Source organism: Mycobacterium paraintracellulare, from assembly GCF_000276825.1.
Lineage (GTDB): Bacteria > Actinomycetota > Actinomycetes > Mycobacteriales > Mycobacteriaceae > Mycobacterium > Mycobacterium intracellulare.
Genome location: NC_016948.1, coordinates 1,954,833 through 1,980,708, shown reverse-complemented (window position 1 = coordinate 1,980,708; position 25,876 = coordinate 1,954,833). Strand labels below are relative to the sequence as shown.

18 protein-coding genes are annotated in these 25,876 nt (G+C 69.3%); 4 read left to right on the top strand and 14 right to left on the bottom strand.

Annotated elements, in window-relative coordinates:
- Nucleotides 1-14: 14 nt before the first annotated feature.
- A complete protein-coding gene (locus OCQ_RS09270) occupies nucleotides 15-1,475 on the top strand; it encodes an aminotransferase class I/II-fold pyridoxal phosphate-dependent enzyme (protein ID WP_008255597.1) in 1,461 nt (486 codons plus the stop codon).
- A gap of 8 nt (nucleotides 1,476-1,483) precedes the next feature.
- Here the strand turns inward: OCQ_RS09270 and era are convergent, their stop codons facing one another.
- From era to hrcA, 8 genes are all read right to left on the bottom strand, one after another.
- Nucleotides 1,484-2,383, bottom strand: coding sequence for a GTPase Era (gene era / locus OCQ_RS09265; protein WP_008255596.1), 900 nt, complete (start codon nucleotides 2,381-2,383; stop codon nucleotides 1,484-1,486).
- Nucleotides 2,376-3,686, bottom strand: a complete 1,311-nt coding sequence (locus OCQ_RS09260) for a hemolysin family protein (protein ID WP_008255591.1) — start codon at nucleotides 3,684-3,686, stop codon at nucleotides 2,376-2,378. Before OCQ_RS09260 ends, era begins: the two co-directional genes overlap by 8 nt.
- A gap of 38 nt (nucleotides 3,687-3,724) precedes the next feature.
- Complete coding sequence (locus OCQ_RS09255; RefSeq protein WP_263646491.1) at nucleotides 3,725-4,945, bottom strand: hypothetical protein; 1,221 nt, start codon at nucleotides 4,943-4,945, stop codon at nucleotides 3,725-3,727.
- A 50-nt stretch (nucleotides 4,946-4,995) separates the two neighbouring features.
- Nucleotides 4,996-5,529 (bottom strand): rRNA maturation RNase YbeY, encoded by a 534-nt coding sequence (ybeY, locus tag OCQ_RS09250; RefSeq protein WP_008255587.1) that lies wholly within the window; start codon nucleotides 5,527-5,529, stop codon nucleotides 4,996-4,998.
- Between the two features lie 20 nt (nucleotides 5,530-5,549).
- Nucleotides 5,550-6,608 (bottom strand): PhoH family protein, encoded by a 1,059-nt coding sequence (locus OCQ_RS09245; RefSeq protein ID WP_036428749.1) that lies wholly within the window; start codon nucleotides 6,606-6,608, stop codon nucleotides 5,550-5,552.
- 113 nt (nucleotides 6,609-6,721) lie between these two features.
- The gene (locus OCQ_RS09240) at nucleotides 6,722-7,483 is read right to left on the bottom strand and encodes a 16S rRNA (uracil(1498)-N(3))-methyltransferase (protein ID WP_014384384.1); all 762 of its coding nucleotides are present in this window, start codon (nucleotides 7,481-7,483) and stop codon (nucleotides 6,722-6,724) included.
- A 13-nt stretch (nucleotides 7,484-7,496) separates the two neighbouring features.
- Nucleotides 7,497-8,645, bottom strand: coding sequence for a molecular chaperone DnaJ (gene dnaJ, locus OCQ_RS09235; protein WP_008255583.1), 1,149 nt, complete (start codon nucleotides 8,643-8,645; stop codon nucleotides 7,497-7,499).
- 56 nt (nucleotides 8,646-8,701) lie between these two features.
- Nucleotides 8,702-9,733 (bottom strand): heat-inducible transcriptional repressor HrcA, encoded by a 1,032-nt coding sequence (gene hrcA / locus OCQ_RS09230; protein ID WP_008255582.1) that lies wholly within the window; start codon nucleotides 9,731-9,733, stop codon nucleotides 8,702-8,704.
- A gap of 171 nt (nucleotides 9,734-9,904) precedes the next feature.
- On the opposite strand from hrcA, the gene OCQ_RS09225 reads away from it, so the two are divergent.
- The 3 genes from OCQ_RS09225 (at nucleotide 9,905) to OCQ_RS09215 (ending at nucleotide 11,807) form a co-directional block, all read left to right on the top strand.
- Complete coding sequence (locus OCQ_RS09225; protein ID WP_008255581.1) at nucleotides 9,905-10,219, top strand: type II toxin-antitoxin system VapB family antitoxin; 315 nt, start codon at nucleotides 9,905-9,907, stop codon at nucleotides 10,217-10,219.
- Nucleotides 10,220-10,302: 83 nt separating this feature from the next.
- Nucleotides 10,303-10,899 (top strand): carboxymuconolactone decarboxylase family protein, encoded by a 597-nt coding sequence (locus tag OCQ_RS09220; protein WP_014384383.1) that lies wholly within the window; start codon nucleotides 10,303-10,305, stop codon nucleotides 10,897-10,899.
- Nucleotides 10,896-11,807, top strand: a complete 912-nt coding sequence (locus tag OCQ_RS09215) for a sigma-70 family RNA polymerase sigma factor (RefSeq protein WP_014379799.1) — start codon at nucleotides 10,896-10,898, stop codon at nucleotides 11,805-11,807. Before OCQ_RS09220 ends, OCQ_RS09215 begins: the two co-directional genes overlap by 4 nt.
- Here the strand turns inward: OCQ_RS09215 and OCQ_RS09210 are convergent.
- The 6 genes from OCQ_RS09210 to OCQ_RS09185 form a co-directional block, all read right to left on the bottom strand.
- Nucleotides 11,801-12,319 (bottom strand): hypothetical protein, encoded by a 519-nt coding sequence (locus OCQ_RS09210; protein ID WP_014379798.1) that lies wholly within the window; start codon nucleotides 12,317-12,319, stop codon nucleotides 11,801-11,803. The two genes, OCQ_RS09215 and OCQ_RS09210, sit on opposite strands and share 7 nt — an antisense overlap.
- A gap of 280 nt (nucleotides 12,320-12,599) precedes the next feature.
- Complete coding sequence (locus tag OCQ_RS09205; protein ID WP_009976241.1) at nucleotides 12,600-13,136, bottom strand: hypothetical protein; 537 nt, start codon at nucleotides 13,134-13,136, stop codon at nucleotides 12,600-12,602.
- 249 nt (nucleotides 13,137-13,385) lie between these two features.
- Nucleotides 13,386-13,601, bottom strand: coding sequence for an MbtH family protein (locus OCQ_RS09200; RefSeq protein ID WP_008255573.1), 216 nt, complete (start codon nucleotides 13,599-13,601; stop codon nucleotides 13,386-13,388).
- Nucleotides 13,582-14,868, bottom strand: a complete 1,287-nt coding sequence (gene mbtG / locus OCQ_RS09195) for an NADPH-dependent L-lysine N(6)-monooxygenase MbtG (protein WP_008255571.1) — start codon at nucleotides 14,866-14,868, stop codon at nucleotides 13,582-13,584. The genes OCQ_RS09200 and mbtG overlap by 20 nt, the downstream gene beginning before the upstream one ends.
- Nucleotides 14,865-19,304 carry a non-ribosomal peptide synthetase gene (locus OCQ_RS09190; RefSeq protein ID WP_014384382.1) on the bottom strand — a complete coding sequence of 1,480 codons (4,440 nt, stop codon included), beginning with the start codon at nucleotides 19,302-19,304 and terminating at the stop codon, nucleotides 14,865-14,867. Before OCQ_RS09190 ends, mbtG begins: the two co-directional genes overlap by 4 nt.
- Nucleotides 19,301-25,876, bottom strand: a complete 6,576-nt coding sequence (locus OCQ_RS09185) for a non-ribosomal peptide synthetase (RefSeq protein WP_008255566.1) — start codon at nucleotides 25,874-25,876, stop codon at nucleotides 19,301-19,303. Before OCQ_RS09185 ends, OCQ_RS09190 begins: the two co-directional genes overlap by 4 nt.

Sequence of the window (25,876 nt, the reverse complement as noted above, 5' to 3'; positions counted from 1 at the left end):
GGTACACGTTCGCCATGGACCAATCCGACGCCCCACTGCTCGATGCGCTGGCCGACTATCGGGAAAAGAACCGATACGGGTTCACGCCGCCCGGCCACCGGCAGGGCCGCGGCACCGACGAGCGGGTCCTCGCGGTCCTGGGCCGTGAACCCTTCCTCGACGACGTACTGGCCAGCGGCGGCCTGGATGACCGCCGGACCAGCAACAAGTACTTGAAGAACGCCGAAGACCTGATGGCCGAGGCAGTGGGCGCGGACACCGCGTGGTTCTCCACCTGCGGCAGTTCCCTGTCGGTGCGGGCGGCGATGATGGCGGTGGCCGGCGGCGAGGGCAGCCTGCTGGTCAGCCGCGACAGCCACAAGTCGATCGTGGCGGGGCTGATCTTCTCCGGCGTGCAGCCGCGCTGGATCACCCCCCGCTGGGACGCCGCGCACCACTTCTCTCATCCGCCCTCGCCGGAGCAGGTCGAACAGGCCTGGGACAAGCACCCCGAGGCCGCCGGCGCGCTCGTCGTCAGCCCCAGCCCCTACGGCACCTGCGCCGACATCGCCGGGATCGCCGAGGTGTGTCACCGGCGCGGAAAGCCGCTGATCCTCGACGAGGCGTGGGGCGCACACCTGCCGTTCCACGAGGACCTGCCGACCTGGGCGATGGACGCCGGCGCGGACGTCTGCGTGGTCAGCGTGCACAAGATGGGCGCCGGTTTCGAGCAGGGTTCGGTGTTTCACCTGCAGGGCGACCTGATCGATCGGGATCGCCTGTCCGCCTGCGCGGATCAGCTGATGACCACCAGTCCCAGCGTCCTGTTGTACGCCGCCATGGACGGCTGGCGCCGGCAGATGGTGCAGCACGGTCATGAATTGCTCGGTGCCGCACTCGATTTGACGCGACACGTGCGTGAGGAGATCGAACTCATCCCGGATGTGGAGGTTCTCGACGACGAGTTGCTCGGCGCGCAGGCGTCCCACGACCTGGACCGGATGCAGGTGCTGATCGACGTATCCGCAACGGGCACTTCGGGTTATCAGGCCGCCGACTGGCTGCGGGCGCACGCGCACATCGACGTGGGGATGAGCGATCACCGCCGCATCCTGGCCACCCTGTCGATGGCCGACGACAAGGAGACCCTGGGGCGTCTCACCGACGCGCTGCGCGCGTGGCGCACCGCCGCCGACGACTTCGAGCCGCCGCCGAGCATCGCGCTGCCCTCGCCCGACGAGCTGCAACTGGAGTCCGTCGAGTTGCCGCGTGACGCGTTTTTCGGGCGGGTGGAAACGGTGTCCACGGACAGCGCCGCGGGCCGCATCGCCGCCGAGCAGATCACCCCCTATCCCCCGGGCATCCCCGCCGTCGTGCCGGGTGAGCGTCTCAACGATGCCGTGCTGGACTATCTTTGCTCGGGCGTCAATGCCGGCATGAATCTGCCCGATGCGGCCGATCCGTCGCTGAACACCATCCGGGTGCTCGCCACGTAGAAAGCCCGCTAAAAGCCCAGCCGGCCAAGCTGTTTGGGGTCGCTCTGCCAGTTCTTGGCGACCTTGACGCGCAGGTCGAGGTACACCTTGGTGCCCAGCAGCTTCTCGATCTGGGCGCGCGCGGCGGTGCCGACGTCGCGCAGCCGGGCCCCGCCCTTGCCGATGATGATGCCCTTCTGGCTGTCGCGTTCGACGTAGAGCAGCGCGTGCACGTCGATCAGGTCGTCGCGGTCCTCCCGCGGGCTGACCTCGTCGATGACCACGGCCAACGAGTGCGGCAGCTCGTCGCGCACCCCCTCCAGGGCCGCCTCCCGGATGAGCTCGGCCATCAACACCTCTTCGGGTTCGTCGGTCAGTTCCCCGTCGGGGTAGTAGGCGGGCCCGGGCGGCAGCGCCGCGGCCAGCACGTCGATCAGGACGTCCATTTGCGTCCCGGCCACCGCCGACACCGGGACGATCTCGGCCTGCTCGCCGACCAGCGCGCTGACCGCGACCAACTGCGCGGCGACCCGGTCCTTGGGCGCCTTGTCGATCTTGGTGACGATGGCGACCAGTGTCGCCTTGGGCGCGGTCGCCCGAATCTGCTCGACGATCCACCGGTCGCCCGGGCCGATCGCCTCGTCGGCCGGGATGCACAGCCCGATCACGTCCACCTCGGCGTAGGTGTCGCGCACCAGGTCGTTGAGCCGCTTGCCCAGCAGGGTGCGCGGGCGGTGCAGACCCGGCGTGTCGACCAGGATGATCTGGAAGTCGTCCCGGTGCACGATCCCCCGGATGGTGTGCCGGGTGGTTTGTGGCCGTTTCGAGGTGATCGCGACCTTGGTCCCGACGAGCGCGTTCGTCAGGGTCGACTTCCCGGTGTTGGGCCGGCCGACCAAACATACGAAGCCGGAACGGAATTCAGTCATGCTGCGGGGGTTCCTCGCCATCGGGTGAGCCGTCGGATTCGACGGGGCTGAGCAGGACGGTGCCGATGCGTACCCGCCCACGGTGATCCGTGCCGCCCTCGGCGTGCAGCCGCAAACCGTGGGAGATCACCTCGGCGCCCGGCAGCGGCACCCGGCCCAATTCCAGGGCGAGCAGCCCGCCGACGGTGTCGACGTCGAGGTCGTCGTCGAACTGCACGCCGTACAGTTCGCCGAGGTCCTCGATCGGCAGCCGAGCCGACACCCGAAAACGCTTGTCGCCCAGGTCTTCTATCGGCGCCGTCTCCGCCTGGTCGTACTCGTCGGCGATCTCGCCGACGATTTCTTCGAGCACGTCTTCGATGCTGACCAGGCCGGCGATCGCGCCGTACTCGTCGACGAGCAGGGCCATGTGGTTGCGGTCGCGCTGCATTTCGCGCAGCAGGGCGTCCAAGGGCTTGGAGTCCGGCACGAAGACCGCCGGCCGCATCACCTGCGCCACCGGGATGGTCCGCCCGCCGCCGCCCGACAAAAACGTCTGCTGGACAAGGTCTTTCAGGTACACGACGCCGACGATGTCGTCGACGTTCTCGCCGATCACCGGGATGCGGGAATGGCCGCTGCGCACCGCCAGGTTGATGGCTTGGCTGGCGAATTTGTCGCTTTCGATCCAGATCATCTCGGTGCGCGGGACCATGACCTCGCGGGCCGGGGTGTCGCCGAGTTCGAAGACCGACTGGATCATCCGGCGTTCCTCGGCGGCGACCACGCCACGCTGCTGAGCCAGGTCGACGACCTCGCGCAGCTCGATCTCCGAGGCGAACGGCCCGTTCCTCAACCCGCGCCCCGGGGTGACCGCGTTACCCAGCACCACCAGGAGCCGGCTGATCGGCATCAACAACCACGAGATCGCTTGCAGCGGAAGCACCGTCGTCAACGCGATGGAATAGGCGTGTTGGCGGCCGAGGGTGCGCGGGCCCACCCCCATGACGACGAAGCTGGTCACCACCATGATGGCCGCGGCGCCGAACAATCCCCACTTCAGCCCGAAGTTGTCATAGAGGAACACCACCAGCAGCACGGTCGCGGTGATCTCGCAGGTGATCCGCAGCAGCACAACGAGGTTGATGTAGCGGGGACGCTCCGACATCACCTTGGACAGCGCCACCGCGCCCGGCCGCTCGTCGCGCACCATTTCCTGAACACGGGCCAGCGACACCGTGCTGATGGCCGCATCGATCGCGGCGAAAAGCCCGCCCAGCGCGATCAACGCGACCGCGGCGAACAGCTCAGACCAGCCGGTCAACGGTCATCCCTCGACGTGGTCACTATTCCCCTGTGGCATCACGAGGACTCAGCGGCGTCGTCCTCGCTGCGGTTCCGGCGATTGAGCAGCCAGGCGACCAGGCCCACCACCACGGCGAACCCACCGAAGCGCAGCGCCATGGTCCACACGGATTGGTGGGGTTGGCCGGGCTCCGGGTGGTGAACGGCGAGCAGCACCAAGAAGCCGCCGTCGTCGGTGAGGCCGACGCCCGGCGTCGGCTGGGTCTTGATCACCCGGATCTGGGCGGGCGCGCTGCTGGAGTTGTCGATCTGGCCCCAGGCCAGGGTGGAGTCGTCGAGCAGGAACGTGTCCTGGCTCCCCGGGGATTGGCTACCGTCGTGGCCCACCACCGCCACGTGGCCCACTTCCACGGTCTCGCCCTTGGCGGGAACGGACACGACGACGTTGTCGTACAGCTTCGGGGGCGCCGGCGGCTTGTAGTCCGGCGGCGGTGGCCCGTTGTATCCGTTGAGCGGTAGCGAGCCACCCCCGTAGAAGCTGCCCGAGGCCACATAGCTGTCGCCGACCGCGGTGAACGGGACGACGCCGACGGTCGCGGCGTCGAGCACCATCCGCGCTCCGCGCGGGAGGTACAGCTGCTGGTAGGCGCCGTTGTAGAAGTAGCGGAACGTCATCGCCTGATTGAGCGGGTTGTAGAGGGTTGGGCGGCGGTAGGCATCGTCGTAGTCGACGTAGTCCCAGTGGCGCGGCCGCACGAACCGGTGCTCGTCGATCTTGAGGATGTCGACGTTTTGCCGGTGGGCATTCACCACGTTTTGCACCTGCTGGTTGAAGTCCACCTCGGTCGGCGGCTTCGGCGGGTTGGCGGGGTCGGCGCGGGTTACCGGCGCGGCCTTCGCCGCTGCGATCGCCACCGAGGGCGCATCCAGCCCTCGCGGCGGCGCGACCACCGGGGCGTTTCGCGGCGCATCGGGGCCGGGCGGATTGATCTCGAGCACCGGGACGGTGTTTTGGCCCGCGTTGGGCGGCGGCAGGACCACCGGTTGCTGCACCGGCGGCGGAAGCGGGGGCGGTTCGTACGCCGGGATGGGCACCTGCGGAACCGGTGTCGGCGCGTTGCTCGCGGGCCCCTGGACGCCGCGCTTGTCCTCGTTGCACACGTTCGCCGTGTGATAGGCGTTCACGTAGAACATGCAGCGCTGGCAGGACACGGGGTTCGAGCCCGCGCCGGCGCAGGGCGCCGCCTGTGCCACCGTGCCGGGGATGGCGACGATCATCGAGATCGGCGCGAACGCGATGGCTGCCGCCACCAGGATCCTGAGTCGGCTCAATTGTCGAAATACCTTGACTTGTCAAGCAATCGGCGATCGCGCTCTTCCTGGCGGTCCTGGCGGTAGGCCTCGACCTGGTCGGCGACCCACTCCTCGAGCAACCGGTCCTGCAGCGCGAACATCTCCTTTTCCTCGTCCGGCTCGCCGTGGTCGTAGCCGATCAGGTGCAGCACCCCGTGGATGGTCAGCAGCGCCAGCTCGTGCCCCAGGCTGTGCCCCGCCGCGGCGGCCTGACTGGCCGCGAATTCCGGGCACAGCACGATGTCGCCCAGCATCGAGGGCCCGGGCTCGGGGGCGTCCGGGCGCCCGCCCGGTTCGAGCTCGTCCATCGGGAAGCTCATCACGTCGGTGGGCCCGGGCAGGTCCATCCAGCGCATGTGCAGGTCGGCCATCGCCGCGGTGTCCAACAGCACCATCGACAGCTCGGCCGCCGGATTGACGTCCATCTTGGCGATGACATGCCGCGCGACGCTGATCAACTCGGCCTCGGAGACGTCGATGCCCGACTCGTTGGATACCTCAATGCTCATGGAACCCGCTCACCGCACCATCATCGGCGACCGCGCGAGCCCGACGCCCGCCTGGCCGCCCGGTTCATCGTCAGGTCGGGCTCTTCGAACTTGGCGTAGGCGTCGACGATTTCCGAGACCAGCCGGTGGCGCACCACGTCCACGCTGGTCAGTTCCGCCACGTGGATGTCCTCGACGCTGTCGAGGATCTCCATCGCCGAACGCAGACCCGACCTGGCCCCGCCCGGAAGGTCGACCTGGGTGATGTCGCCGGTGACGACGATCTTGGATCCGAAGCCCAAGCGGGTGAGGAACATCTTCATCTGCTCGGCGGTGGTGTTCTGCGCCTCGTCGAGCACGATGAACGCGGAGTTCAACGTCCTACCACGCATGTACGCCAGCGGCGCCACCTCGATGACCCCCGCCGACATCAGCTTGGGGATCAGCTCGGCGTCCATCATGTCGTAGAGCGCGTCGTACAGCGGCCGCAGGTACGGGTCGATCTTCTCGCTGAGCGTGCCCGGCAAAAAGCCAAGGCGCTCACCGGCTTCCACGGCCGGGCGGGTCAGGATGATGCGGCTGACCTGTTTGGTCTGTAAAGCGTTGACCGCCTTGGCCATTGCGAGGTACGTCTTGCCGGTGCCGGCCGGGCCCACCCCGAAGACGACGGTGTTGGCGTCGATGGCGTCGACGTAGCGCTTCTGGTTGAGCGTCTTGGGCCGGATCGTCTTGCCGCGTCGCGACAGGATGTCCAGCGTGAGCACTTCGGCCGGTGACTCGTTGTCGGTGCCGGCCAGCATGGCGACGCTGTGCCGGACCACCTCCGGGGTCAACGGCTGCCCACCGGCGACGATCGCGATCAGTTCGGAGATCACCCGTTCGGCGAGCGCGACGTCGGCGGGCTCACCGGAGATGGTGACGGTGTTGCCGCGCACGTGCAGATCCGCGTCCAGGGTGCGTTCCAGCGAGCGCAGGTTCTCGTCTGCCGAACCCAGCAGGCCCATGACGGAATGGGGCGGAACGTTGATGCTGCTGCGAACTTGAGCGTCGGCCTGGAGGGGTCCGGCTGCGTCAGCAGCGCTGGTCTCGCGGGGCGTCACGTGGTTTTCGATGCCTGCCTTGTGTGAAGTGCTCGCCGATTCCGGCGTTTTCTAGCGTTTTTATCCTACCGCCGGGTCGACGCTGGCCCCAATGTGCAGCGCGCGACGAGTCTTCACAGGCTCGACGGGTGGTCCCATCGCGGGGTCAGCACCCCCAGCGCACCGAGCGCCACGGCCGCGGCGGTCGACGTCCGCAACACCTGCGGACCCAGCCGCACCGCCGTCGCGCCCGCGTCGGACAACACCGCCATCTCGTCGTCGGCGATCCCGCCCTCGGGGCCGACCACCAACAACACCGACGGCGCTCCCGCGAGGTCGGCGTGGGCGAGCCGCTCGGTGGCCGACTCGTGCAAGGCCAGCACCGTCGCGCCGCCGGCCACCTCGTCGCGGATGCGCGAGGTCAGCGCCGGGGTGGACAGCACCCCGTCGACCGGCGGGATGTGCGCCCGGCGCGATTGCCGGGCCGCCGAACGGGCGACCGCACGCCAGCGGCGCAGACCTTTCTCGACCCGGGCGCCCTGCCAGTTGGCCACGCAGCGGGCGGCCTGCCAGGCCAGGAACCCGTCGGCCCCCGCCTCGGTGGCCAGCTCGATGGCCAGCTCCGATCGCTCCGACTTCGGCAGGGCCTGCACGACAGTCACCGGCGGGGTTCCGGGCGCGACGCTCCAGCGCTTGAGCACCCGCGCCCGCAGTCCGTCACGCCCGGCGTGCTCCACCTCGCAGTGCGCCAGGCCGCCGGCGCCGTCGCCGAGCACCAGTTGCTCACCGGGGCGGATCCGCCGCACGCTGGCGGCATGAAACCCCTCGTCACCGCCCAGGACGGCCAGCGCGCCGGTCTCGGGCAGCGCGTCGGCGTAGAACAGGGTCGCGACCATCGGCGCGCCTTGACTAGCGTCCGGTGAACGTCTCGCGGAGGCGGCTGAACAGGCCGCCGCCGGCGTGGGTCGAGCGCACCTCGGGGACGTCGCGGCTGCGGCGGGCCTTCAGTTCGCGCAGCAGTTCGGTGTCGCGGGCGTCCAGGCGGGCGGGGACCACCACCTCGACGTGGACATGCAGATCGCCGCGGGTGCCGGTGCGCAGGTGCGGCATCCCGTGGCCGCGCAGTGTGATGACCGAAGCCGGTTGGGTGCCCGGCGGAATGGTGATCTCGCTGACGCCGTCCAGGATGGCGTCGACGGTGACGGTGGCGCCCAGCGCCGCGTCGACCATCGGCACCGACACGGTGCAGTGCAGGTCGTCGCCTTCGCGGACGAAGACGTCGTGGCTCTGCTCGTGCACCTCGACGTACAGGTCACCGGCCGGCCCGCCGCCGGGTCCCACCTCGCCCTGGGCGGCCAGTCGCACGCGCATGCCGTCGCCGACACCGGCGGGGATCTTGACGCTGATCTCCCGGCGGGCGCGCACCCGGCCGTCACCCATGCACTGGTGGCACGGGTCGGGGATGACGACCCCGACGCCGCGGCAGGTCGGACACGGCCGCGACGTCATCACCTGCCCCAGCAGGGAGCGCTGCACGGTCTGGACCTCGCCGCGACCACCACACGTGTCGCACGGCACCGGAGCCGAGTCGCCGTTGGTGCCCTTGCCCTGGCAGCGGTCACACAGCACTGCGGTGTCGACGGTGACCTGCTTGGTGACGCCGGTCGCGCACTCTTCGAGATCGAGCCGCATCCGCAGCAGCGAATCCGAGCCGGGCCGTACCCGCCCGATGGGACCTCGGGAGGTCGCGCCGCCACTGAAACCGCCGCCGAAGAAGGCCTCGAACACGTCGCCCAGGCCCCCGAAACCGCCGCCGAAACCGCCGCCGGCCGCGGCCGCGTTCTCCATCGGATCGCCGCCCAGGTCGACGATCCGCCGCTTCTCGGGGTCGCTCAGCACCTCGTAGGCGACGCTGATTTCCTTGAACTTCGCCTGCGCGGCCTCATCGGGATTGACGTCGGGATGCAGTTCGCGCGCCAACTTGCGGTACGCGCGCTTGATCTCCGCGTCACCGGCGTTTCTGCTCACGCCGAGCAGCCCGTAATAATCGCGTGCCACGCCTGACTCTCCTATACCTGGTCTTCTCCGCGCCTACCCACACTGCGGGTGCGCGTTCATCGAGCACCCAGGACTTCGCCGATATATAGGGCAACCGCGGCAACGCTGGCGATAGTTCCCGGATAGTCCATCCGGGTGGGCCCCAGCACACCCATTCCCCCGTACACGGTGTCGGAGGTGCCGTAGGCGGTGGTCACCACGGAAGTGCCCAGTATCTGATCGGCGGCCGTCTCGTGGCCGATGCGAACCGTCACCTTACCGGCTTCCTGCTGGGCGGCCAGCAACCGCAGCACCACCACCTGCTCCTCGAGCGCTTCCAGGATGGAGCGCAGCGAGCCGCCGAAATCGGCGGCGTTGCGGGTCAGGTTGGCGGTGCCGCCCATCAGCAGGCGTTCCTCGGTGTGCTCGACGAGTGACTCCAGCAACACCGTCGCCGATCGGCCCACGGCGTCGCCCAGCCCTTCCGGGCTGCTCAGCTGCCCGGCGAGGTCGGCCACCGCGACCGAGGCGGCCGACAGTTTCTTGCCCACCAGCGCCTGGCCGAGCATCTCCCGCAGCTGGGAGAGTTCGTGGTCGTCGATGACGTCGCCGAGTTCGACCACGCGCTGGTCCACCCGGCCGGAGTCGGTGATGACGACCATCAGCAGCCGCGCGGGCGTCAGCGCGATCACTTCGAGGTGGCGCACGGTCGACGACGACAGCGTCGGGTACTGCACGACGGCCACCTGCCGGGTCAGTTGCGCGAGCAGCCGCACGGCGCGGCGCAGGACGTCGTCGAGGTCGACACCGGACTCCAGGAATCCCTGGATCGCGCGCCGTTCGGCCGAGGACAGCGGCTTGACGTCGTCGAGCCGGTCGACGAATTCGCGGTAGCCCTTCTCGGTGGGCACCCGCCCGGAACTGGTGTGTGGCTGGGTGATGTAGCCCTCGGCCTCGAGCACCGCCATGTCGTTGCGGACGGTGGCCGACGAGACACCCAGGTTGTGGCGCTCCACCAGCGTCTTGGAACCGATCGGCTCTTTGGTGGCGACGAAATCAGCGACGATGGCCCGCAGCACCTCGAACCGTCGGTCATCGGCAGTTCCCACTGGTCGTCACCTCCTTCGATACCGCTTTGACCCGGTTCATTTTACGGTCTCGGGCGCCGTCGCCCGCACCGGTGGAGCGCAAGCGTCTGCTCGCCGGGACGGCCGGTGTCCGGCTAGCCTTTCCAGCATGAACCGGTCGGGCCACAGCTATGCGTCGGGGGAGATCGGCCAATGATTTTCAAGGGCGTGCGCGACGGCAAACCGTATCCCGAGCACAACCTGTCCTATCGGGATTGGTCCCAGATACCGCCGCAACAGATCCGGCTCGACGAATTGGTCACCACCACAACGGTGCTCGCGCTGGACCGCCTGCTCTCGGAGGACTCCACCTTCTACGGCGACCTGTTCCCGCACGCGGTGCGGTGGAAGGGCACCACCTATCTCGAGGACGGCCTGCACCGCGCGGTGCGCGCCGCGCTGCGGAACCGCACCGTGCTTCACGCCCGCGTGTTCGACATGGACATGCCCCTGGGCCAGCCCGGGTGAGTTAGTGGTCACGTTTGGGCCTTCCCGCGTGTCGACCTAGTGAGGACGTTGGTTCACGACCACAACTTGCCGGGAGGATCGCCATGCCACGGCTACAGGGAGTCTCCGACCGCGACGCCGGCCTGGGCGCCAAGATCGCCTTCTTCTTCACCAGGCGCAAGCTCGCGCAGATGACCGGGCTGGAAACCGCGGGAATGCTGGAACCGCTGCGGATGTATGCGCACATCCCGAGACTGCTCAACGCCTACGGCAAGTTGGAGCAGGCCGAATCGAAGCTGGACGTTCTCAGCCCGCGCCACCGAGCGCTGGCGGAGCTGAAATCGGCGACGACGGTGCGCTGCGAATACTGCATCGACCTCGGCTCGCAGATCGCCCGGCAATGGGGCATCACCGACGAAGAGCTGCTGGGGATGGCCAATTATCGGGACGCGCCGTGCTTTTCCGACGTCGACAAACTGATCCTCGAATACGCGACCGCGATCAGCCGCACCCCCGTCGAGGTGAGCGATGAGCTTTTCGAGGCGCTGCGCGCGCACTTCGACACCGCCCAACTGGTCGGCCTGACCCACGTCATCACGCTGGGCAATCTGCGCGCCCGCTTCAACATCGCGCTCGACATCGGGTCGTCAGGCTTTTCCGGCGACCGCGTGTGCGCCCTGCCGGAGACTGGTCGCCCGTGACCAATCCCGATGCGTCTGCGCCGTCATCGCCGTCACTGCGGGCATTGACGGCGCGCTTCGAGGCGGCCCGGCCGCGGTTGGGCGCCCTCGCCTATCGCATGCTGGGCTCGTTCGAGGACGCCCAGGACGCCGTGCAGGAGGCCTGGCTGCGGTTGAGCGGCAGCTCCGGGGAGATCGTCAACCCCGACGCGTGGCTGACCACCGTGGTCGCCCGCATCTGCCTGAACATGTTGCGCGAGCGCCGAACTCACGGCGGCGAGGAGCTGAGCGTCCGCCTGCCCGACCCGATCGTGGAAGCCGACGAGGAATTCGATCCCGAACACCGCGCCATGCTGGCCGACGCGGTGGGGCTGGCGCTGTTCGTGGTGCTGGACACGCTGCCGCCGGCGGAGCGATTGGCCTTCGTGCTGCACGACGTCTTCAGCGTGCCGTTCGATCAGATCGCCACCATCGTCGATCGGACGCCGGAGTCGGCCCGCAAGCTGGCCAGCCGCGCGCGCCGGCGGATCGAGCGGGCCGATCCGGTTCCCGACGGCGACCTCGCCGCCCAACGCGAGGTGGTGGACGCCTTCTTCGCGGCGGGCCGCAGTGGTGACTTCGAGCGTTTGGTGTCGGTGCTGCATCCCGAGGTGGTGCTGCGGGGTGACTTCGGCCCGCCCGCGGCGGCGTTCCGGGCCGACGGTGCGGCCTCGGTGGCCAGGCTGGCCCGAAGCTACGCCGGGCCCGACCGCGAGGTGCGCGCCGCGACCGTCAACGGCGCCGCCGGCGCCGTCATCTTCGTCGCCGGACGCGCGGCGTCCGTCATGGGATTCGTGGTGCGGGGCGGCCGGATCCGGGCGATCGATGTGCTGGCGGATCCGGCACGCATCGCGAAATTAGGCCTGCGCGCGCCCGGCGCCGATCACTGACCGGCGGCCTGCAGCAGCTCCATCGCCGAGGCCCGGGACAGCACCCAGCCGCCCTGGTTGACGAAGGTGACGTTCTGGGTGACCGGGGACGTCAGCTTGGGACCGGAGACCGACACGTCGGCGGTCGCCGAGCCGGCGGCGGTGGGTTGGATGTTCGTCACGTCGAACGACAGCGGCAGGTCACCGTTTTTCGCGGCCTTCTGCAGCTTCTTGTCGGCGACGTGCGCCTCGATGCCGCTGATGCCGCCCTGCACCAGGTTGCTCTTGTTGCTGAACGACACGCTCGGGTCGGCCAGGCTGTTGAGCAGGCCGGTCAGCTGATCGGGCGTCGGGACATTAGCGCCCGCGATTGGCTGCGCCGGCGGCGGATCCTGCGGAAGCGGCGCGCCGATCGTGGCGAGCTGCACCCCCACCTGCGGGCTCGGCTCCGACATCGAGGTCAGGCCGGCGGCCGCGCCGCCGACGATCGCCAGAGCTGCCACGCTGGTGGCAAGGGTTTTGACAGTGTTCATGGTTCCCCCTTCGGTGGGCACGAATCTCGACGCTCGGGTGGTGTCAGCGTGCCCGTTGCGTCTCGTACTTCGTGTCTCGGCACCGATACGTTACGGCCGCCCGTTGTGCGAACGACATGAGCACCCTGTGCGCCGGCTGTGCGGGCGCCCTTGCCGGTGGCCGCAGATGCCAAACCCCATGCGCCGCCAGAAGGCGACGCATGGGGTGTCCTCGAGTATCGGAACGTCCGGCGAATGCGCCAGACCGCCTTCGGTTTGCGCGGTAGGCACCGCGCGGTCATCAGTTGGTGGCGGTCGCGGCCTGTATCAGCGCGATCGCCGCGTCGTGCTGCAGGACCCAGTTCCCACCCTGGTTGACGAACGCGAGGTGCTTGGTCACGGGGCCGGCGAACTTCGGGCCCGTGATGGCGACGTCGGCCTGGGCCATGTTCGGACCCGCCGGCGCGATGTTCGTCACGTTGAACTGCTCGGGAAAGTTCCCGTTGCGGTAGGCCTTTCGCAGGTCATGGTCGGCCACCATGCCCTCGTTTTGGCTGACGCCGTTTTCAACGAAGTTGGCCTTCTCCCTGTAGTTGACGCCGGGGTCGGTTACCTGGTTGCACAGAGTGGCCAACTGATCGGCGGTCGGCAACTGGCCCGGCGCACCCGGCGGCGGGGGCGGAGGCGGTGGCGGGTCCTGCGGCAGTGGCGCGCCGACCGCAGCCAGTTGCACATGATCCAGACCCATCGGTGCTGCAATGGAAGCCACACCGGCGGCGGCGCCGCCAATGGCGGTCAGCGCCGCCACGCCCGTGGCAATGGACTTCACGGAATTCACAGGTCCCCCTTCGATACACATGGACCGTGGCGGAAATCTTGGGGATCGCCGCACACGGTCACACGTCTTCATGGTTGAAGATGGTGTAAGTGTGCCCTGTGACTCCGGAATTTGCGTCTCAACTTGGTCACGTTACGGCGACGCTACGGCGGCGACGCGGGACATACCCCGAATAGCCTTGTACCGCAGGCGTGTAGCGGCTGGGAAATCGTCCCTGCCTGCATAGTGCAAGGACCCCGCGGTGGGCCTTTACTCCCCCGCGAGCGCCTCAATCAGGCTCTTGGGGCGGATATCTGACCAGTTCTGCTCCACGTACTCCAGGCAGTCCGCGCGGCTTGCTTCACCGAAGACCACCCGCCAGCCGGACGGCGTGTCGGCGAAGGTCGGCCAGAGGCTGTGCTGGTTCTCGTCATTGGCGAGCACCACGAAGGTGGCGTTGTCGTCGTCAAAGGGGTTGGCGCTCATCATGTCTCCTTCTCAGGGGATACGCGGACGGGCTGACGGTGGAACCCAACACCCGATCGGATAGCAGCCCCAGGCAGCTCAGGTTCGGGAATCCGGGGCCCTGGGTGAGTCCGGACAGGTTGGGCAGGAACAACTTAGGGGTGACGTCTGTGACGGACAGGTCATAACCTATCGCCTCCTGCAGCCGCTCCGAAGTCAGGGGCCCACCCAGACCGAGTTCGAGCAGATCAAGCGCGTCCTGGCTGAACAACGGTGCGAACCACAGCGAGTCGGCGCCGGAGCCGTCGATGACGAGATCAAACCCGTGGACCGTCTCGAGGTTCTCGCTTCCTCGGTTGGTGGACAACGTCAGCCGGATCTGCCCCTGCCTGCCCACCGCGTGGGCGACGCGGCCCCGCAGGTGGTGGATGCGGTCATCGGCCAGCAACGCCTCCTGCACGTTCGACGAAAACACGCCCCGGTCCGTGCGGGCCAAGGCATCTCGACGTTCGGCCAGGGTGAGGGCCGGCCAGTTGGTCGGATCGGAGAACAGCGAGTTCTCGAAATACCCCTCGCCGCGCGTGAACAGCGTCGCCTGCGGGGAGATGACGGTGATGCTCGAGACCCGGTGCCGGAACAGCTCATTGAGCATCGCGGCGGCCGTCTCACCGCCGCCGATCACCGCGACCCGCTCCGCGCTGATCCGGTCGTGATTGGCGGCGCGGTCCCAGAACTGGGCGATCGAGAGCACGCGCGGATTGCCCGGAAGCAACGATTTTTCGGCCTGGCCGGGCCCGGTGATCATCAACGCGTCGGCGTGCACGGTGGTCTCATGGGTGTGGATCGCCCAGCGGTCCCCGGTGACGGCCAGCCGTTCGACCTCGCCGTGCACCACATTCATGCCCACGTGGTCGGCGACCCAGCTCAGATACTGGCTCCACCGCCGATGCGGCGGCGCCGGCCTGCCGCGGTCGATCCACTCGGCGAACGACGCCGTGGCGATCAGGTAGGACTGCCAGCTGTAGCGGGTCATCCGCTCGTCCAGCTCGGCGTTGCGGCGCGGCACCAGCGCCGAGCGGTAGGGAAAGCCGACGTCTTTTTCCGGGCTGGTGCCCAGCCGGTGCGCACCGTCCGTCCAGCCGCCGCTGGCCTGCCAGTTCGCCGCGACGCCGATGCGTTCCACGGCGACCACGTCCGGAACCTCGACGCCCATGTCGCGCAATACCGACGCCTTGGCGGCGACGGCCACCGCCTTGGCGCCGGCGCCCACGATCGCCAGTGTGCTCATTTCACCACCTCCCGCAGTGAATCGATCCAAAGTCCTTGCAGCGCGGTGATGTCCGCGTCCGTGAGAATGTCGGGCAGCGCGCGCCACTGGGCCGCCAGCACCCGCTCCCCGCCGTATGTCAGCACCATCGCCGCGATGGTGAGCTCGTGGCGCACCGCCAGCTCGGGCTCGGGCACGGGCGACACCCCGGCGAGCAGCTCGCGCTCGAGCGTCAGCCCGGTGCCGCCGTCGGTGTGGGCGGCGCCAAGGTAATTCAGCAGCAGTTGCGGCGGCGGGAAGCCGGCGAGCCGCGCGGCGGTGTCGTCCCGCAGGTAGCGCAGCAACCCGAAGTCGAGGCCATCGCCGGGGATCGAGGCCAACTTCTCCGCCACCTTGTGCGGGTCGTCGGAGTCCAGCCGCACCGGGTAGATGGAGCTGAGCAGGCCGACCGTGTCGCCGGTGTCGATGGTGTGCGCGCCGGGCCCGTCGACCAAAGTGTCCGCGCGGCCATGGGTTTCGAGCGCCAGCAGCGGAGGCGGGGTCGCCTGACCGCGTAGCCGGCGCCAGCTGGTCACCGTCGCCGCGGTGGCGGCGACCAACAGCGTGGGCAACGCCAGACCCGAATTCAGCAGCCGGCGAGTGAGGTCGGCGTCGGTCGCGACGTTGCGGACGATCAGATCGCGGGCCCGATCGCGGTCAGGGTCGAGCCGCCGGGCGCCGAGGTCGGGGTCGTCGCCGTCCAACTCCGACGCCCAGTACGGCGTGGTGTCCAGGCCGTGCGCCCGCGCGGTGAGCGCCTCGGCCCAGCGCCGATAGCTGGTGTGTTCCCGTACGGGGGCCGGTGAGTGACCGGTCGCCGCCGCAGTCAGGGCGGCACCGAGTTCACCGAGGATCACCCGCCACGACGCCGGGTCCAGCGCCACGACGTGCGCGGCCAGCAACAGCACGCTCTCGCCGGCCGGGGGCCGGAGCCACACCGCGGCCAGCAGCGTTCCCCGTTCGGGGTCCAACCGGTCGACGGCCCGGGCGACGTGGGCCGGCACCGCCGCGGCCAGCTCTGCGTCCACCTCAACTTCTTCGAGTGCCCCCAGGACGTCGGCGTCGGGCACCGGAACCAAGGTCATCGTGGAGCGGTCGACCCGGGTGCGCAGCACCTCGTGGCCGTTGATGATGCTTGCCAGCGCGGCGTCCAGCTGTTCGCGGCGCAGCGTCTCGGGCAGCCGGATGGCCTCGGTCTGGGCGAGCCGGCGCGGGTCGCCGTGCTCGTAGAGCCATCGGCCGTTGGGCAGCAACGGCATTGGCCCGCTTGCCTCGTCCACCTGCTGGGCCGCGGCAGTGGTTTCCGAGTCGATCGCTTCGGCCAGTTCGCGGATGTTGGTGCAGTCGAGGATGAGTCGGGCGCGCAGCGCCATTCCGCGCGCCCGGGCCGCCTGCACCACCGACAACGCCATGATGCTGTCCAGTCCCAGCTGCAAAAAGTCCGCGGTGACGTCGACGCTCGGGTGCCCGAGCAGTTCGGCGAGCAGGTCGGCCAGCGCGGATTCCGTGGCGGTCTCGGGTGTTGCCGCGCCGCCGGCTGATTCGGCGACGTCGGCGGCGGCCAACGCGGATTCGTCCAGTTTCCCGTTGGGGGTCAACGGGATTTCGTCGACCAAAACGATGCGCTGCGGCACCATGTAGCGCGGCAACCGGGTGCCGAGCATGGCCCGCAGTTCGGTGGCCGTCGGCTTGGCCCCCGCGGTATCGGTGGTCGCCACGTACGCGGTCAGCCGCGGGGCTCCCCGGTGCTGATGTACCAGCACGCCGGCGTGCCGGACGGCGGGATGCGATTCGAGGGCGGCGGCGATCTCCCCGGGCTCGACGCGGTGGCCACGGATCTTCACCTGGGCGTCGGCGCGACCGATGTATTGCACTGTGCCGTCGGGCAATCGGCGCACCAGGTCGCCCGTGCGGTACATCCGCTGCGCGGGCGCGAAGGGGTCGGCGACAAAGCGCGCCGCGGTCTCCCCCGCGCGGCCGATGTAGCCGCGAGCCAGCTGGGCGCCGCCCAGGTACAGTTCGCCCGTCGCGCCGCACGGCACCGGGCGCAGCCCGGAATCCAGCACGTATCCGCGGGTGTGCCGGGTCGGTCGGCCGATGCAGGGCTCGTCGTGCTCGGCGATCGCGGCGACCACCGCCTCGACCGTGGTCTCGGTCGGCCCGTAGCAGTTGTACGCCGTCATCGACGTGGCGTTGCACGCCTCGCGGATTCGGTCCCAGGCGGCGCTGCCGAGCGCCTCTCCCCCGAGCGCCAACACCGTCAACGGCACGTCGGTCAGCAGGCCGAACGCCTGCAGCTGGGCGAACATCGACGGGGTGGTGTCGATCATGTCGATGCCGTGCTCGGCGATCAGCGCGACCAGCGCCTCGGCATCGGTCTGGGTCTGCTCGTCGACCACATGCACGCCATGGCCGTCGAGCAGGGCGACCAACGGCTGCCAGGCGGCGTCGAAGGCGAACGACCAAGCGTGGGCGATGCGCAGCGGTCTGCCCAGTCTTGCGGCCGCGGGCCGCAGCACGCGGTCCAGATGGTCATCGGCGTACGCCCCCACCGCGCCATGGGTTCCGATGACGCCCTTGGGTTCTCCCGTCGTGCCCGAGGTGAACACGACATACGCGGCCCGTTCGGGCGCGACGTCGACCGGCGTGAATTCGTCGTGCGGCCGGCCGGCCTCGAGGAGCTGTGCGGTCAGCTCGTCGTCCAGGACGATCGACGCGCCGGATTGGCGCAGGATCGAGGTGACCCGCTCCGGGGGCATCCCCGGCACCAGCGGCACGCACATGCCGCCGGCCTTGAGCACCGCGAGTATCGCGACGACGTACTGCGGATCGCGGAAAAGGCTTATGGCGACCGGTGTTTCGGGCGCGACGCCCTTGCGGACGAGCTGGGCGGCCAGCCGGGTGGACCGGTCATCCAGCTCGCGATAGCTCAGCGTGCCACCCGCCCAGCTGACCGCCGGGCTGTCGGGCGCGCTGGCCACGACGTCGGCGAACCGCGCGTGAATGCTCCGCGGTGACGTCGCGGCGGGCGCCCCGGCGGCACGCAGCGGGGCAACCTCGTCGTCGAAGAGGACGCTGATCTCGCGCAGCGGCCGCGCCCAGTCCCGCAGCAGCCGCTCGGCGGTGGACAGCACCCGACGACCGAACGTGGCCGCGGGAATGGCGCCCAGCGCGCCGTCGATCACTTCGATCAGCACCACCAGCTCGCCGGCATCCATGTGGGCGGCGACGGCGATCGGGAAATGCGACAGGGTTTGCAGGGCGGATGGCCGGAAGGTCGCACCGCCGGCGGTCAATTCGCCACTGGAGGACAGCCCGTTCATCGGGAAGTTCTCGTAGACCAGCAGGGTGTCGAACATCTCCCCGACCCCGCCGAGGGCACGCAATTGGGCGTGCCCGAGATAGCTGTGCTCGCGCAGCAGGGCGGCGTCGCGCTGCACGGCGCGGCATTGTTCGCCGGCGCTGGCGGCCGGGTCCAGCCGCACCCGCAGGGGCACGGTGTTGATGAACAGACCCACCATGGTCTCGACGCCGGTCAGTTCGGGCGGCCTGCCGGACACCGTGACCCCGAAAACCACGTCGTCGGTGTCGGTGAGACGGGACAACACCAGCGCCCACGCCATCTGCATCAGGGTGTTGACGGTGATGCCACGCGAACGGGCCTCGTCGACCAACCGCGCGGTGGCCTCGGCCGGCAGGCGCAGTTCGGTGGTGCGCGGCAGCGCCGTCTGCCGTCCCTGCGTCGTCTCCACCGAGCCCAGGGCGGAGGCCAGCAGGGTGGGGCCGGCCAGGCCGGCGAGGTGCCGCCGCCAGACCTGCTGGCTGGCCTCCGGGTCGCGACTGGCCAGCCAGCCGATGTAATCGCGGTACGGCCGCGGCGCCACGGGCAGCGCCGACAGGTGCCCGCCCGCCTGGTACAGGATCATCATCTCGTTGATGAACACCGGCATCGACCAGCCGTCGATCACGATGTGATGGGCGGTGAGCACCAAACGCCATTGCGCGCCGGGCAATTCGATCAGCAGGAAGCGGATGGCCGGCCCGTGTTCCAGGTCGAAGGGCCGGCGGCGTTCGCCGGTTTCCAGCGCCGGCACGTCCTCGCGCGCGGCGCTGACGGATCGCCACGGCAACTCGACGCGGGAGGGCACGATCTGCACCGGCCGCGGGATGCCGCGGCTGAAGAAGCTGGCCCGTAGGTTCGGGTGGCGCACCAACATCTTCTCCGCGCACTCGCGTAGCAGCGCGACGTCGAGTGCGCCGGAGATGTCGGCGGCCATGCCGATCACGTACGGGTCGTCCGCGGCTTCGCCGTCGGCGAACTCGGCGAGCGTGGTCAGCGAGTACAAGCCCTCCTGCAGGGGGCTCAGCGCCATCACGTCCTCGATGTCGGGCGCGACGTCGGTGTCGGCGGCCGTCATGTCGTGCCCTCACGTGACGACGACCAAAGTTGGGTCACCGCAGCCAGATCCGTGGACGAGAGGCCGGAGGTGCTCATCGGCTCGAAACGGACGTCGGCCGCCTGGTCGTCCCGCTCGGTGTCAGCCTGCCCGTTCCCCAGAGCGTCCACGGCGGCGGCCAGCTGCTGCACCGTCGGATTCTCGAAGATCATGCGCGGGCTCACGGCCAGGCCGACGGCGCGCGCCCGCGAGGCCAGCTGCACGGACAGGATGCTGTCGCCGCCGAGGGCGAAGAAGTCGTCGAAGCGCCCCACTTCGGGGGTCGAAAGCAGTTCGGCGAACACCTTGGCCAGCGCCCGTTCGGTGTCCGTGCGCGCCGGTTCGGTCAGGCCACCGGTGCTGACCGCCGGGAGCGGCAGCCCGGGCCGGTTCAACTTGCCGGACTCAGTCTTGGGCAGGACGTCGAGAACGGTCAGCGACGACGGCATCATGTAGCCCGGCAGGGTCGTGGCGATCGCGGCGCGCACCTCCCCCGCGAACGCCGCCTTGTCGACGTCATCGACGATGGGCCGTTGGGGCACAACATATCCGGCCAGCGACGTGCCGCCGTGCACCTCCCAGGTGCGCGCGGCCGCGGCGGCGACGCCGTCGGCCGCCGCGAGGGCCGCCTCGACCTCGGCCAACTCGACCCGGAAGCCGCGGACCTGCACCTGGTGGTCGGAGCGTCCGACGAATTCCAGTTGGCCGTCCTCGGTCCACCGAGCCAGGTCACCGCTGCGGTACAAGCGCGAACCGGGCTCCCCGCCATAGGGGTTGGCGACGAACCGCGTCGCGGTCAGGGCGGGCCGTTTCCAGTACCCGCGCGCCAGCTGGTCACCGGCGTAGTACAGCTCGCCCACCACGCCGACCGGCACCGGACGCAGCCCGTCGTCGAGGAGGTAGGCCTGCGCGCCCGGGACCGGCTTTCCGACAAGCGGATTCGGCAGGCCCAACGGCCCGCGGGAAACCGCGCCGGAGGTCTCGGTGGAACCGATGTTGTTCAGCAACTCGGTCGCACCGTCGTCGGCGCACACCGACACCAGCCGTTGCAGCAGCGACGTGCTGACCGGCTCGCCACCGCACACCAGCCGCGACAGCGCGCGCACGGCGTCGGGCCGGCTGTCCACCAACGCCGAGACCAGGCTGGGCACGGCGGTCACCTGGGCGACCGAATACCGGGTCATCAACTCCCCGAGGGCCTCGGGGTCGCGGTGCTCGTCGTCGTCGGCCAGGATCATGGTCGCACCGGCGGCCAGGCCGGCCAGCATCTCCATCCCGCCTTCGAGGAAGGTGATCGACGCCTGCGCCAGCCGCACATCCTCGGTCCTCGGCGGGTAGTGCCGCAGCTGCCAATCCAGCCGGGCGGCCATCGAACGATGGGTGCCCACCGCGCCTTTCGGCTTGCCGGTCGATCCGGAGGTGAACACCAGATACATCGGGTCGTCGGGATGGGGCCGCGGCAAATCCCGCGACTGGGGATCGACGTCATCGCGGTCCACCAGGTCGCGCACGTGGGGATCGTCCAGCGAAATCAACTCGACTCCCGCAACGTGTGGCATGGTCGCCACCGCTTCGGTCGTTGCGACCACCACCGGCGGCGCGACGTCGTCGAGCATGAATTGCTTTCGCGCCAAGGGGTAACCGGGGTCGATGGGGAAGTAACCGGCGCCGGCCTTCATGATGGCCACCAGCGTCACGACCAGGTCGATGCTGCGGCGGGTCGACAGCCCGACCAACGCGCCCGGCCCCGCCCCGTTCTTGGCGAGCAGCGCGGCCAGGTTGTCCGAACGGCGGTGCAGCGCAGGGTAATCGATCCGCTCGTCCCCGCAGCGCACCGCGATCCGATCCGCGTCCCACGCCCGACTCGGTTCCAGCAGCTCGGGTATGGTGCGCGGCCTGTCGTGCGGTGCCGGCGCGCCGCGGCTCCAGTCCTGCAGGATGCGGTGCTGTTCTCCCGCATCGATCAGCGCAACGTCGCGCAGGCTCAAGTCGAGATCCTCGGCGAACGCGGCGACCGCCCGCGACAGCCATTGCGCCAACCGCTCGATGGTCGTTCTGGCGTAGAGCTCGGTACGGAAGATGACATTGCAGTTGTAGCCGACGTCGTCGGTGCCGTCGGTGCCGAAGAAGTTGACGCTGAGGTCGGCGTGGGCCATGTCGAAGATGGGGTCCAGCGACGTGCACACGGTGTCGCGTCCATCGCCGCCCGCGGGGGCGGTTTCGATGACCCGCGTGGCGGACAGGTGATCCCGGACGTGCACGACGACCTGGAACAGCGGGTTGCGCGACAGCGAGCGCACCGGGCTGACACTGTCGACCACCCGGTCGAACGGCAGGTCTTGGTGGGCGTAGGCGGCCAGGGCCGTCTCGCGGGCCCGTTTCAGCAGTTCGCGCAGCGTCGGATTGCCGTCCATGTCGTTGCGCAGCACCAGGATGTTGACGAAAAAGCCGATCAGTTGGTCCAATTCGGCTTCGGTGCGGCCGGCGACCGGGGTGCCCAACGGAATGTCCACGCCGCCACCGGCCTTGTGCAGCACCACTGCCACAGCCGTTTGCAGCAGCATGAATTCGGTGATGCCCAGCTCGCGGCACAGCTCGCCGAGCTTGGCGCGGGTGGCCGAGTCGATCTGGAAGTCGACGGATTCGCCCTCCCCGCTGGGCACCGGCTGGCGGGGGAAGTCCGGGCGCAACCCGGTGTCCTCCGGCAGCCCGGCCAGCTTGCGGGTCCAGTACTCCCGCTGCTCGGCGGCGATAGCGGACTCCTGGCCGCTGGCGTCCCCCAAAAACGTGCGCTGCCATGCCGCGTAGTCGGCGTACTGCACGCGCAGCGGCGCCCAGGACGGCGCTTCGCCACCGCGTCGGGCCCGGTAGGCCGTCATCACGTCGGAGAACAGCACACCCGCCGACCAATGGTCAGAGGCGATGTGGTGCACGACCACCGACAGCACGTGCTCGTCCGCGTTCTCGGTGCGCAGCACCGCGACCCGGATCGGCAGTTCCGAGTCCAGCTCGAAGCAATGGCGCCGCTCGATGTCGAGCTGCTCTTGCAGCCACGCCTCGCCGACGCCCTCCGCGCGGCGCACCGGAACCTCGACCCCGACCGGGCCCACAACCTGATAGGGCACGCCGTCCAGCTCGACGTAGCTGGTGCGCAGGATTTCGTGCCGCGCGAGGACATCGCCGACGGCGGCGATCAGCGCGTCGACGTCCCACGGACCGGTCAGCTTGGCCGCGAAGGGAATGTTGTTGACCGGGCTGGGCCCGTCCAGGCGGTAGGCGAACCAGCTGCGCAGCTGCGACGCCGACAGCGGCATCGGCTCGTCGTGTGCGGTTGCGATCAGCCTGGGGCGCGACTGCGTCAGTTGGCCCGAGCTCAGCTGGTCGATCCGCTCCGCCAGCAGGCCCACGGTGGCGAGCTCGAACACGTCGCGGATGCCGAGTTCCACACCGCACTCCGCGCGGATCGCGGTGACCAGCTTGGTGGCGACCAGCGAGTGGCCGCCCAGATCGAAGAACGAGTCGTCGACGCCCACCCGCTCGTGTCCGAGCAGCCCCGAGAACAGCTGGGCGACCCGGATTTCGGTGGGGGTCGTCGGGTCGCGGTACTCGGTGCCGGCCGCCAGTTGCGGTTGCGGCAGCGCGGCGCGGTCGATCTTTTGATGGGCGGTGATGGGGATCTCGTCGAGCACCACGTAGGCGGCAGGGGTCATATAGTCCGGCAGCGCGGCGGCCACCCGGGCGCGGATGCGTTCGACGTCAACGGTTTCCGTGCCGGCGCCCTCGGCCGGAGTCACGTATCCCACCAGGCTCTTGCCCAACTGCGGCAGGTCCATGGCCAGGACGACGGCTTGCCCGACACTGGGGTCGACCGAGATGGCGGCGGCGATCTCGCCCAGCTCGATGCGGAAGCCGCGGATCTTCACCTGCTCGTCGGCGCGGCCGACGAACTCGATGTCGCCATTGGCGTTACGCCGGGCCAGGTCGCCGGAGCGGTACATCCGCCCGCCCGGGGTGAACGGGTCGGCGACAAAGCGCTCGGCCGTCAGCTGCGGCCTGCGGTGGTATCCGTGCGCGACATGTGTTCCGGCGATGTAGATCTCACCGATCACCCCGGCAGGGACGGGCCGCAGCGCGTTGTCGAGCAGGTACACCTGGGTGTTGATCTTGGGCCGGCCGATCGGCACTATGCGCGTGCCCTGGGCGCCTTCCACCGGGTAGCTGGTGCAGTTCACGACCGTCTCGGTCGGTCCGTAGAAGTTGTGCAGCGACGCGTCGAAGGTGGCGTGGAACTTGTCGGCGATCTCGCCGGGCAGGGCCTCCCCGCCGATGGGCACCCGCCGCAACGTGCGCCACTGGCTGACACCGGGTAACGACAGGAAGAGTCCCAGCAGCGACGGCACGAAGTGCATCGACGTAATGCCTTCGCGCGCCAGAAGATCGGTGAGGTAGCCGATGTCGCGCAGTCCGTCCGGGCGCGGAATCACCAGCCGGGCACCCATGATCAGGGTGCCGAAGATTTCGCCCATCGACACGTCGAAACTGGGCGACGCGACCTGCAGCAGCCGGTCGGTCTCGTCGATCCGGTACTCGTCGCCGAACCAGACGAAGTACTCGGCGATGGGCGCGTGGGGCACCGGCACGCCCTTGGGCAGTCCTGTCGAACCCGAGGTGTAGATCAGGTACGCGGTGTTCTGCGGGCTCAGCGGCCGCAGCAACGCGGTGGGCGCCGTGGTCGGATAGCTCTCCAATCCGGAAACCGGTTCGCGCAGCACCAGTTTGGCGTCCGCATCCCCGAGAATGAAACTCAGCCGGTCCTCCGGGTAGGTGGGATCCACCGGAAGGTAGACGCCACCGGCTTTGAGCACGCCCAGCGCGGTGATGACCAGTTCGGGTGACTTGTCCAGCAGGACCGCGACGCGATCCTCGGTGCCGATTCCTTGCTCGATGAGCCAGTGCGCCACGCGGTTCGACTCTTCATCGATTTCGCGGTAGGTGTAGGCGCGCCCTTCGTAGACGACCGCAACGGCGTCGGGCGTGCGCGCCGCTCGCCGGCTGACCAGCTCGGACAAGGTGCTGGCCGGGGTGACGAATTCTTCACCGGTCGACACGGACCGCAGCCACTCGGCGTCTTCGTCGTTCATCAGCGCGCACGCCGACAGCGTCACGTCGGGGTCGGACAGCACGCTGTCCAGCAGGGCGGCGTAGTGGCGCAGCAGTTGCTGCACCAGCTGCTGATCCAGCACCTCGACGAGGTACTCGGCCTCGATGACGCCGCCGCCCAGGCCATCCGGCGTGCGGTTCAACTCGACCATCAGACTCAGCGGCAGCTGGTTGAAATGACCGCGCAACTCGGCGCGCTCGCAGCGCACGCCCGGCGGGCAAAAGCCGGCGCCGTCGGGCTCCCGCTGTCCGAAGCTGACCCGGGTCATCCGGTCCGCGCCGTGCCGGCGGTCCGGATTCGACTCACGCACCAGCCAATCCAGGTCGGCGCGCGAATGAGCGAAGGCGCCCACCGCGCCGTCCCGGGTCTGGGCCAGCAGTTCGCGGAACGTCTGGTGTGGCCGCGGCCGCAGCCGGACCACCACGGTGTTGCCGTGGTACCCGATGACATCCTCGGTTCCCACCCCGCGGTTCAGCACCGGGGCCGCGAACAGGAAGTCCGTCGACTGCGTGTAGCGGTGCACCAGGGCGCCGAACGCGGCCATCAACACCATGTAGGGCGTGGCGCCCGTCTCGCGGGCCAGCGCGGCCGCCCGGTCGACGACGTCCGCCGACAGTGGCGCGGTCGCGCGTTGCGCGCGCCAGGTGCTGGGCACCACCGACCCATTGGGGCCGGGAAGTTCCAGTGGCTCCGGGAGATCGGCCATCAGCGGCCGCCAGTAGTCCAGATCGGCCTGACGGATCGCGGTCGGGTCGGTGGCGAGATCCGGCAGCGCCGGCGCCGCGGCAAAGCCGTCCGGGTCGGTGTACGCACGGGTCAGGTCGGCGAAAAACGGCGCCCACGAGCCGTCGTCCCAGGCGATGTGATGCGCGGTGATCAGCATTATCAGCTCGTCGGCGCCCAGGTGCGCCACGGTGACGCGCAGGGGTGAATCCTTGCTCAGGTCGAACGGACGGCGAAAGTCCCGCTGCGCCAGCACATCCAGCCGCAACCGGCGGGCTTGATCGGCCAGTCCGGACAGGTCGTGCTCGGACCATTCGGGGTGTAGGTCGTCGCGGACGACGGGCCGCGGGTCGCCGTCACCGTCGGTGTCATACGTCGTATGCAGTACGGGGTGACGCGCGGCGACGGCGTCGACGGCGCGATGTAGCCGAGCGGCGTCCACGGCGCCGAGGAGGCGATAGGAGACGCAGATGTTGAGCAGCGCGCTGTCGGGATCGACCGACTGCACGAACCACATCCGGTGCTGGCCGGCGGACATGCGCGGCTCGTCGTAGGTGGCCACGGAAGCCGCGCCCGTCGGCCTGGCCAGGCCGCGTTCAGCGAGCTTGCGGCGCAGCAGTTCCAAGCGTTCCTCGTCGAGACGGGTGCCGGCGCCGGTGGTGTCTGTCAC

What these genes read in the sequence shown, in the direction of transcription:
- OCQ_RS09270 (WP_008255597.1), top strand. Translation starts at nt 15, where the DNA reads ATGGACCAATCCGACGCCCCACTGCTCGATGCGCTGGCCGACTATCGG.
- era (WP_008255596.1), bottom strand. Translation starts at nt 2,383, where the DNA reads ATGACTGAATTCCGTTCCGGCTTCGTATGTTTGGTCGGCCGGCCCAAC.
- OCQ_RS09255 (WP_263646491.1), bottom strand. Translation starts at nt 4,945, where the DNA reads ATGATCGTCGCCATCCCCGGCACGGTGGCACAGGCGGCGCCCTGCGCC.
- ybeY (WP_008255587.1), bottom strand. Translation starts at nt 5,529, where the DNA reads ATGAGCATTGAGGTATCCAACGAGTCGGGCATCGACGTCTCCGAGGCC.
- OCQ_RS09240 (WP_014384384.1), bottom strand. Translation starts at nt 7,483, where the DNA reads ATGGTCGCGACCCTGTTCTACGCCGACGCGCTGCCCGAGACCGGCGCG.
- OCQ_RS09225 (WP_008255581.1), top strand. Translation starts at nt 9,905, where the DNA reads ATGATTTTCAAGGGCGTGCGCGACGGCAAACCGTATCCCGAGCACAAC.
- OCQ_RS09220 (WP_014384383.1), top strand. Translation starts at nt 10,303, where the DNA reads ATGCCACGGCTACAGGGAGTCTCCGACCGCGACGCCGGCCTGGGCGCC.
- OCQ_RS09210 (WP_014379798.1), bottom strand. Translation starts at nt 12,319, where the DNA reads ATGAACACTGTCAAAACCCTTGCCACCAGCGTGGCAGCTCTGGCGATC.
- OCQ_RS09200 (WP_008255573.1), bottom strand. Translation starts at nt 13,601, where the DNA reads ATGAGCGCCAACCCCTTTGACGACGACAACGCCACCTTCGTGGTGCTC.
- mbtG (WP_008255571.1), bottom strand. Translation starts at nt 14,868, where the DNA reads ATGAGCACACTGGCGATCGTGGGCGCCGGCGCCAAGGCGGTGGCCGTC.
- OCQ_RS09190 (WP_014384382.1), bottom strand. Translation starts at nt 19,304, where the DNA reads ATGACGGCCGCCGACACCGACGTCGCGCCCGACATCGAGGACGTGATG.